The sequence below is a fragment of the Oleiphilus sp. HI0080 genome, from assembly GCF_001635135.1.
Genome location: NZ_LWFU01000359.1, coordinates 1 through 8,907, shown reverse-complemented (window position 1 = coordinate 8,907; position 8,907 = coordinate 1). Strand labels below are relative to the sequence as shown.

Sequence of the window (8,907 nt, the reverse complement as noted above, 5' to 3'; positions counted from 1 at the left end):
AGGCAAGACAGTCATTGCTATTGCGCATCGTCTCTCGACCATCGCAGCAATGGATAGGCTAATTGTGATTGATGAGGGCCGTATTATCGAACAAGGCTCTCATCGACAACTTGTTGAGCATCAAGGTATCTACGCGCAGTTATGGCAGCGTCAGTCCGGTGGCTTTATTGGCGAATAAGGTTGTTAACGTTCTCCGTGCAACGTCGCAATAATATTGCGACGTCCACCTTGAATTCGATGTTCCCCTAAGTAAATTCCTTGCCAAGTACCCAAATTGAGCCGCCCATCATAAACGGGAATAGCAAGTGCGCTGCCGATCAGAACAGATTTGATGTGCGCTGGCATATCATCAACCCCTTCATAATCGTGCTCGTAATCCATATCTCCAGCGCCAACATCAGGTACGCGTTTTAAGAAAAACCGCTCCATGTCACGTCTAACACTAGGGTCCGCATTCTCGTTTATGCACAATGAAGCGGATGAATGCTGAATGAACAAATGGAGCAGCCCAACACGAACCTCACCGAGCTCAACAAGCTCTCGAAGAATTTCCTCTGTCACCAAATGAAAGCCGCGCTTTTTTTCCTTGAGGGAAACCGTCTTCTGTAACCACATAGATCCATCCAATATGTTGACAGTGCAGGCTTTAAGATACGAAGAATGGTTCACTGATGCAAAATGAAAAAGGCCTCACAAGGAGACCTTTCAATGATATTCCGCTTTACTTGTTAGCTTTCAACGAAAGCCCGCTCAATGACATAGTGTCCGAGATTGCCTTGTTTCGCCTCTTCGAAACCCATGCCATCAAGAATCTCACAGGTTTCTTTTAGCATGCTTGGGCTACCACAAATCATAAAACGATCATGTTCTGTGCTCAGCTCTGGTAAACCAATATCAGTGGTCAGCTTGCCATTTCGCATTGCGTCCGTAATTCTCCCCTGTGTCTTGAAGTCATCCCGAGTGACTGTCGGGTAATAGATCAGTTTCTCGCGGACCTCTTCTCCAAAGAACTCGTTGTTTGGCAGCTCATTCAAGATTTCTTGCTGATAAGCAAGCTCTGAAACATAGCGCGTGCCATGCGTAAGAATGACTTTGTCATAGTTTTCATAAGTCTCCGGGTCCCGGATAATACTCATAAAAGGCGCCAAGCCGGTTCCGGTGCTAATCAAGTAAAGGTTTCGCCCTGGAAGTAGATTGTCGACGATTAATGTCCCCGTCGGTTTTTTACTGAGGAGTATTTGATCACCAGCCTGAATTTTCTGAAGTTTTGACGTCAAAGGACCATCTGCCACTTTTATGCTGAAGAACTCTAGCTCTTCCTCATAGTTCGCGCTTGCGATGCTATAGGCGCGCATCAGTGGACGCCCCTCATGCTCGAGCCCAATCATAATGAAGTGGCCATTTTTAAAGCGAAATGACGGGTCGCGACTCGTTTTAAAGCTGAAAAGCTTATCGTTCCAATGCGTTACGCTGGTAACAGTCTCAGTCATAAAACCGGCCATAAAGTTCTCCAAATAATTCAATCTAGTTTCTTAACAAGTTGCGTTGCATTCTAATTACGCATAATCTATCTGTAAATCAGGATATTCAAATACAACTATTCGGTTTTTCCGATATGCGATTTACACTTAAACAGTTAGAAGTATTTCTAGCCGTAGCACGCGAAGAAAACGTGAGCGCAGCCGCGGATCGACTTTCCATGTCGCAATCAGCCGTCAGCGAAGCGCTCAAGAATTTAGAGAGTCAATTTGATATTGTGCTCTTTGACCGACTAGGGCGATCTCTAAAGCTCAATGCTCTGGGACGCGCTATGCAGCAAGAAACAAGTAATCTCATAGAACGCGCTCAGGTTCTCGAGAGGTCTTTCAGCCAACATACTGCAGACGTTGGGTTGAATCTGGGTGCGACACTTAGCATCGGAAATTATCTAGCCGTTCGAATGATCTCGCAGTTCAAATCCTCACACCTGGACGCTAAGGTCAATTTAAAAGTCGCGAACACAACAGAGATTGCTGAACGCGTCTTAAGTTTCGAGTTAGATATTGGCCTAATTGAAGGGGAAATCAATCATAGCGAGTTAGTTGTAGAGCAATGGTTACCGGATGAACTCGTTGTTTTCTGCTCGCCATCTCATCCATATGCATCACTGAAAACAGTCTCCGACAAAAAACTCAAGGAGGCGCATTGGGTGCTTCGAGAAAGCGGTTCAGGTACACGTCAGGCATTTGATCACGCAATGCATGGCTTATTGAGCGACCTGCATATTGAACTAGAACTTGAGCATACTGAAGCGATCAAACGCGCTGTTGAGTACAACGTAGGTATAGGCTGTCTCTCAAGAATCACCCTCAATGATGCATTCAGCCGAGGAGCATTGATTCCGTTGTCGACGCCACACAGGAACTTCAAACGCTCCTTGTATTTGATTCACCATCGTGACAAATTCATCAACAATACAATGTCAGACTGGCTCTCACTGTGCAGGTCGAGCATGAACGAGTAAGCAACAGCACAGCTTAGACCTATAACGATGAAGATAAGCTCTTCAACTAACTGACCAAAACACTCCTATATAGAGGCTTTAATGTACGACAGTCTTGTATTCGCCGGCGGCGGCAATCGCTGCTTTTGGCAAGCGGGGTTCTGGGAGGAATTCACCAGAAACGTAGAAGTGCAACCTGCAAGCATCGCTTCAGTTAGTGCAGGTTCAGCGATATCTTGCGCCATCTTCGCGAATAGAATCAAAGAAACATTAGAAGCAACGATGGAAGTACAAAGCACTAATCTCAAGAACCGATACTGGTCGAGAGCGCTGCAAGGTAAAAATGTCCATCCACACTCAGACCTTTATCGCCAAATCATTCATAAAGCGCTCGATGAGCAAAGTCTACAGACCCTTAAAGAAGGTCCGGCTAACAGAATACTCCTGGCAGAGATTCCCGGCTGGCTGGGAGCTCGATCTGCCGTGTTAGTTGGAATGCTCGCGTACCAACTCGAAAAGAAACTGCGGCATCCCGTTCACCCTTCCTGGGGGCGAAAAATCGGATTTCGCTCTCGCTTTGTTACCGCTAATAGCTGCAATACGGTGGATGAACTAGCCGACCTAATCCTTAGTTCGTCATGCACACCTCCCTTCACACCAATCATGCGGCACCAAGGCGATGTCGTTCTCGACGGAGGAATGGTCGATAATGTTCCGATACATGGCGTCGACACATCCAATAGCAAAACTTTGGTAATGCTATCGCGGCCATATGCATCCCTACCTAAAACCCCTAATGTTCATTACGTGGCTCCGAGTAAAAAACCACCAATAGAAAGTTGGGACTACACATCTCCAGACCGGGTTTTAGAAACATATCAGCAAGGTAAGTCGGACGCGAAGCTGCACTTAAGGGCAATGGCGCTATAAGGCCACACTTCGAGTGTGATCGCTATCCCAATCATTTCGGTTTGATTTCGTTTCAAAATGTAAGGTCGATATACTGTCGGGGTTAGGTCAACCAATTCCAAGGAAAGTTGTGTTCATGGGTTTTACTTTATTGAGAAAGGCCGCCACGCTCGCCCCCCTCTTCGCCACCATTGCTCTATCCAGCGCATGCAGTGAATCTCTGCAGGAGCAAAGCGAAGAAGCCGAGGTTAAAAGCATTAACATCTTCTTTTCTAAAGAAGATGAAGCAGGAGCCCCAACAGGTAAAGCTTACTCCTACAGCCCTGATAACGGGCGCGTCATCGAAATCGCCACGATCAACGACACAAAGGACTCAGTTGCTGTTCTAGATACTGACGAAGAGGCTCCAGGCTACGAATTCGCAGCCTTTGCTGATGGAAGAACCCTCAAGCTAATTGACTATTCAAAGACTGCGACGAGACGCATATACGAGCTCGAAACCTATGCCACCGATATATGCGGTGTTTATCCAGTCAAACGACCTGCCTACACCGTCTTTGATTCTGACAGCGACTACTACCTTAGCACCGTCGACGACACCGCGATAAACGTGGCGCTCAAAGTTGGCAGTACCTGTGATCGCACCACTGACACTTATCGTCAGATCAGTTTCAATATTCCGGGCTTTCCACTCATCGCCGATACACGCGCAGTTAGCACTTCCGATGTTTTCGGAGGGTACCTTTTTGAACCCCTTTTTCGTACTACCGATGATGACGGCAACCAAGTGGAAGGTAGAAGTATCTGGGTGAGCCACAATAGAGAAACGGAGTCCCTATCTGCACGCACCTACAATGGTCCAACGCTATTTGAAATACCTTTCAAATATAAATCGAGCAATAAACCTTCTAGCGCTCCCGAGACAAGCCCTCCCGTCATATTCCAGGCGAATGACAACAGGGTGCTGATTCAAAAGAACAACATTACCTACGACAACAGCCAAGTACTAACAGCCAGTACTATTGAGCTCTACGAATTAAGCTTAAGCCGACTTCAGCAACTACTCGGCTCTAGCGATATAGTTTCGCCAGACAATGTTATTGAAGCTTACTTTGCCATAGCGAGCGCTCAAATCGATTCAACGGAACAGGCTTCACCAGCCAAGCACACAATAAACGGCTCATACATTGTTCTAGAAGCAGACAATAATCTTTATCGGTATCGCTTCGACTCCAACGTAGTCGAAGAGATTTATACAGCCGAAACAGGCTTACAGGAATTGACATTCTCACTGCTCTCTTCTGGTGACGCGATCATTTCTAAAGCCTTCAATGGCTACGAGACCTTATACGTAGCGTCGATCGATGATGACGTTGGCGATATTGCTGTTATCAATAGTGCAGACGAGATCAGCTTTACGACCGCAAACGGACAGATCTTTATTAATGCACTAAGCCCCAGCAATATTCTAAATCAAGCATTTAGCTCGACGAGCTGGGTAGCTGCGGAGATTCAAATCAACCGAATAGTCAGAGCCGTCAATGACGCAATGCTCATATTCGTCGAACAATACGGACAGAAAGACGAGGTTCTCATTCTCTCCTCGTCAGAATCCGTAACGAATGACGCGCTCATTAGGCCACATTTATCCAAGTATGATGGCAGTTATCCTGATGGTATTTTCAACTTTGAAGAACTCGATGATGACGAGCGAGTCATCGCTAGGACCGAAGCAAGAATCGGTCAAATTGCTGGCAATGTCACCTCCGTTGCGAACAATGTAGAGGGCGCAAACTTCAGCCTAAATCGGTTCTTTGGAGGGTTTCAGGTCACTACAGAAAATGGCACTCAGGGTTACTTTTTCAAACCTAGCCAAACCGAAAGCGAAGAGAACAACCGCGAGCCGTCGCTTGCCTTGCTTAGAAACAAGAGCACAACTGAAGCCATCACGATCAATGCTCAGACCGTCACCGAGACACAAAGCAGCTTAAGCCTCGAACTATGACCAAAATTCGCATTGCCAACTCTCTGTTTGTTTTTGCTGCGCTCCTCGGCTGTGGTGATTCGGACCCTATAGATTCCACTATAACCCCAGAGTACGTCGAACCCATAGAAGCGTATTTGATCGACAATGACACCGTGACGGTGATCGAAGTAACAAACCCGTTTTTGCCATCACCAAGAACGGAAATCAGCACCGAAACGATTCTAGAAAACATAACAAGCCTAGCTGCGATTGATCGTGATCTCTCAGGTGATCGAGATGACGAACGCTTCCCTAATGATCGTGGGCTTACCTATGAATTTTTTGCTTACCTTAGTTCTGACGCCCCCTCAAAACTCTTTCTATATGATGCCAGTTCTCGACGAAACCAGGTTATTTTTGACTTAGACAGTGCTGACAATCGAGTGGGTGACACTCTGTTCTGCCGAATTTTGGCAGGCGAAATCGCCGATATAGAGCGGTTGAAGACAGACCAATATGAAATCAAACAAGAGCTAAAGATTTATGGAATTACAGCAACGGATAACTGCGACGACGCGAGCGATTTAAACTACTACGTCTTTAATTTAGCCACCGATAGCGACGCTCAATATTCTGTCAGACAGCCCGTAAAAAGAGATAGCGAAGACCCAGATCTGATTGAGTATGACATTCGCAAAATCACGTATCCGATCTACAAGGCTCAAAGAGAAACAACGAACGAGAGCTTCTTTTCATCAAGCACTCTAATCACCGATTCTCAAGCATCAAACTACGGTTTTCTCAATTACAACTTTGAGCTTAACCCTCAAGCTACAAACGACACTGACCGATGGAGTCTGCAACGCCCAATCGATGTTGATAACACGGACACATATCAATATTGGAGCGAGCAGCTTGCTTCCGTCGACTCGTCGCTTAAATCGGCCAAAGTGTTAAACCCATCAATCCAAACAGACGATCCTTACTTTATCGCCTTCGGAAATCAATTACTCAAATTATCAGAGCGAGAGGCTTTCGACTTAATTCTGGAAGCTGACAGAAGAAATAGCCTCTCCACTCCAGTGTATGAATGGACCATATCCCCCGGTGCTGATGAAACAAATATCAACATTCTAGACAGCAACTCTGTAGCGATCATTGATGGGCTAGACCTCAAGCTGGTTGACTCGAATGGTTCAGAGAGTCAGGTACGAGTTCTTGAGGATGTAAATAATGCTCTGATTCCCTCTGAAGAGTACATTCTTCTAAAAGAAAATGACGATCAATACGAGACCTTATCTCTGATCGAAAGCAATGGTACAAAGCGACCGATTGTTGGCCAAACAGAGGCAATCCAGACCTTTGCTTACCAGAATCATTTCGACTACCACATGGTGGCATCAGGCGGCATCGACAACCGTTTCGTTCAAAGTCATGACAACGGGACGCTTAAATTTATTCCTGCCATTGAAGACAGCGCATGGTTGTCGTTAAAGAACTACCTCCAAGATAAGACTGAACAGCTGATCCTACACGCAGATGATACAAGTGGCGGAGTCCTGCGCTCACCCAAAATTTATACCTTCGATGCATTGGAAAATAACGGCCAAGGCGAGTTGAAAGGTACGATCGATGCCGATTTTGCAATCATCGAAGAAGCAGCAATCATCGGTGAGCGTTTTGGCATGATTTGGGTTCGAGAAAGCTTTGAAGATGACGCGAAACTCAAAGCCTACTATTTCAATCCATCAGATTCGGAATGGTCATTTACACTCGTTTCTGACGACACAATCGCCCCGGATTGGTTACCCTTCATCCTACCCTGACGGTAAGGTCAAGCTCGAAGAGAATACAAAGAATAGACAAGCGAAAAAATCAGCTAGCCTGAGCCTTCCGATTTACCGCTAAAGCAACCGTGGTATACCCTGTTTCGATACAAGTAGACATCAACTTTTTAAGAAAGGAATAAGGCAGATCTTTATCGGCCATTACAGTGATCGGCCGCGATTGTTCAGACTGAGTGCTGCGACTTAATTGATACCTCAACTCCCCTGCAACCTTTGGCTCAATGTCTCCATTAAAAGCGCTAAAATCACTGCGAGAGATGATCTCGCGGCCCGCTATGATAATGGCGTCTTGGCTGACAGTGATCACCAGGGTCTCATCTGGCAATCTTTCTGCACTGGAAATAGGTAAATCAATCTTCCCATCCCTATTAAGGACCTGAACGTCGGAGCTCGAGTTCACCATCAGAAAAAACACAAGGATTGTGAATATATCCATTAACGACACGAGATTAAGCTTTCCTGAAGCTAACCCTCGCTTCTTATGTCGCGCAATGCGCTTCGCTTTTGCAGACTGCTTCATGGGGTCGAACCTGCCCCAAGACGCTCCTCTGGAGCATCAGCGATCCCAATATCAGGAAACAATTCCGCGCGAACCACGTCTCCCGCGACCACCGTTTTATATGAGCTGACAGAATCCATGACAGCAACGATTTTTTGATAAGACGTGCCGGCCTCAGCCAATATCGATACACTACGCTCTTCAGGGACACGTTTTTTGAGTTCCTGCATTACTGCGCTCAGCTTGTCTTGATCAACACCGTCTTCAGCATTATCGATGCGTTTGATTAATGCACTAGAACCTTCCAGCACATCAATACTGTCTTGATAAATTGCAACACTAAGATCAAATTGCTCAGGATCAATCGGTGTCTCAGACTCTGAACGAGGAAAATTTAGCTCAATAATAGAAGTTTGCGCGAAGATGAGATTCATGAGCAGAATGGGCACCAACACAATCATTAAGTTCATGAACGCAGTGATGTCCAAGTCGGAATCTTGTACGGGGCGACGATGCCTTCGAATCATTGGGTCCAAACATAGTAAATAAGCGTGTTTTTATTATAGGGCGCTGACTCTGCCAAGCAAGCATACAGCGCACAATCTCACTCGCACTCGTGATTCGGTTTTTAGGCAGAAATGTAATACGTACCGGTTCAGATCAATCTTTCATTCGCGCGCGCCATCTCTCCGCGTACAGGCGATGTTCGTAATTTCGCTGCAACTCATAGACCTGCACATTTGGATTAGTGGGAGCGTCATGACAAACGACTTTCACGCCATGCTGCATAGCAATCAGTTTGACTTCATCCGGAGAGATTTCTAAATCACGCTGAGCTACTCGATATTCTTGCCGAGGATGGTTCGGATTGCACAGTTCCCTAATACCCCATCGATCCATCGCAGGCTTGTATGCGCGATAATACTTCACATAGGACAAGTAAAATGCCAGGCCACCGATTAACGCAACACCAAAGATCCCTTCCTCAGCGCCGTTTCGCGCTAACGACCAGATCAGTACCACTGCGAGAACGAGTAACGCACCCGACAGTTTAAGCTCATAGGACGTAAAAAGATTTGGAGCGACAACTCCGTAATTCTCTCCATGTCGCATCCACTTAACTAAGCGTTGAACCCCTTTAAACATATTCCCCTCCAAAAACAAACGCGAAATTTCGACTAGGTCTCGGGATAATATTGAACTA

General features: G+C 46.1%; 9 protein-coding genes. 4 read left to right on the top strand and 5 right to left on the bottom strand.

Annotation, left to right across the window (positions count from 1 at the left end; all coding sequences use genetic code 11):
• Positions 1 to 183 precede the first annotated feature (183 nt).
• Positions 184 to 615 carry a secondary thiamine-phosphate synthase enzyme YjbQ gene (locus A3751_RS05340; RefSeq protein ID WP_068453132.1) on the bottom strand — a complete coding sequence of 144 codons (432 nt, stop codon included), beginning with the start codon at positions 613 to 615 and terminating at the stop codon, positions 184 to 186.
• A gap of 113 nt (positions 616 to 728) precedes the next feature.
• Positions 729 to 1,502 (bottom strand): ferredoxin--NADP reductase, encoded by a 774-nt coding sequence (locus tag A3751_RS05335; protein WP_068453129.1) that lies wholly within the window; start codon positions 1,500 to 1,502, stop codon positions 729 to 731.
• Between the two features lie 113 nt (positions 1,503 to 1,615).
• On the opposite strand from A3751_RS05335, the gene A3751_RS05330 reads away from it, so the two are divergent.
• The 4 genes from A3751_RS05330 (at position 1,616) to A3751_RS05315 (ending at position 7,183) form a co-directional block, all read left to right on the top strand.
• The gene (locus A3751_RS05330) at positions 1,616 to 2,503 is read left to right on the top strand and encodes a LysR substrate-binding domain-containing protein (protein WP_068453126.1); all 888 of its coding nucleotides are present in this window, start codon (positions 1,616 to 1,618) and stop codon (positions 2,501 to 2,503) included.
• 81 nt (positions 2,504 to 2,584) lie between these two features.
• A complete protein-coding gene (locus A3751_RS05325; protein ID WP_068453123.1) occupies positions 2,585 to 3,412 on the top strand; it encodes a patatin-like phospholipase family protein in 828 nt (275 codons plus the stop codon).
• Positions 3,413 to 3,527: 115 nt separating this feature from the next.
• A complete protein-coding gene (locus A3751_RS05320; protein WP_068453120.1) occupies positions 3,528 to 5,396 on the top strand; it encodes a hypothetical protein in 1,869 nt (622 codons plus the stop codon).
• Complete coding sequence (locus A3751_RS05315) at positions 5,393 to 7,183, top strand: hypothetical protein (RefSeq protein WP_068453117.1); 1,791 nt, start codon at positions 5,393 to 5,395, stop codon at positions 7,181 to 7,183. The genes A3751_RS05320 and A3751_RS05315 overlap by 4 nt, the downstream gene beginning before the upstream one ends.
• Before the next feature lie 49 nt (positions 7,184 to 7,232).
• Here A3751_RS05315 and A3751_RS05310 read toward each other — a convergent pair whose 3' ends face one another.
• The 3 genes from A3751_RS05310 to A3751_RS05300 form a co-directional block, all read right to left on the bottom strand.
• Complete coding sequence (locus tag A3751_RS05310; protein ID WP_068453114.1) at positions 7,233 to 7,724, bottom strand: biopolymer transporter ExbD; 492 nt, start codon at positions 7,722 to 7,724, stop codon at positions 7,233 to 7,235.
• Positions 7,721 to 8,230 carry a biopolymer transporter ExbD gene (locus A3751_RS05305; protein ID WP_068453111.1) on the bottom strand — a complete coding sequence of 170 codons (510 nt, stop codon included), beginning with the start codon at positions 8,228 to 8,230 and terminating at the stop codon, positions 7,721 to 7,723. Before A3751_RS05305 ends, A3751_RS05310 begins: the two co-directional genes overlap by 4 nt.
• Before the next feature lie 133 nt (positions 8,231 to 8,363).
• Positions 8,364 to 8,907: hypothetical protein (locus A3751_RS05300; protein ID WP_231876845.1), on the bottom strand; the 544-nt coding region annotated here is incomplete at its 5' end.

What these genes read in the sequence shown, in the direction of transcription:
- A3751_RS05335 (WP_068453129.1), bottom strand. Translation starts at nt 1,502, where the DNA reads ATGGCCGGTTTTATGACTGAGACTGTTACCAGCGTAACGCATTGGAAC.
- A3751_RS05325 (WP_068453123.1), top strand. Translation starts at nt 2,585, where the DNA reads ATGTACGACAGTCTTGTATTCGCCGGCGGCGGCAATCGCTGCTTTTGG.
- A3751_RS05305 (WP_068453111.1), bottom strand. Translation starts at nt 8,230, where the DNA reads ATGATTCGAAGGCATCGTCGCCCCGTACAAGATTCCGACTTGGACATC.
- A3751_RS05340 (WP_068453132.1), bottom strand. Translation starts at nt 615, where the DNA reads ATGTGGTTACAGAAGACGGTTTCCCTCAAGGAAAAAAAGCGCGGCTTT.
- A3751_RS05320 (WP_068453120.1), top strand. Translation starts at nt 3,528, where the DNA reads ATGGGTTTTACTTTATTGAGAAAGGCCGCCACGCTCGCCCCCCTCTTC.
- A3751_RS05315 (WP_068453117.1), top strand. Translation starts at nt 5,393, where the DNA reads ATGACCAAAATTCGCATTGCCAACTCTCTGTTTGTTTTTGCTGCGCTC.
- A3751_RS05330 (WP_068453126.1), top strand. Translation starts at nt 1,616, where the DNA reads ATGCGATTTACACTTAAACAGTTAGAAGTATTTCTAGCCGTAGCACGC.
- A3751_RS05310 (WP_068453114.1), bottom strand. Translation starts at nt 7,724, where the DNA reads ATGAAGCAGTCTGCAAAAGCGAAGCGCATTGCGCGACATAAGAAGCGA.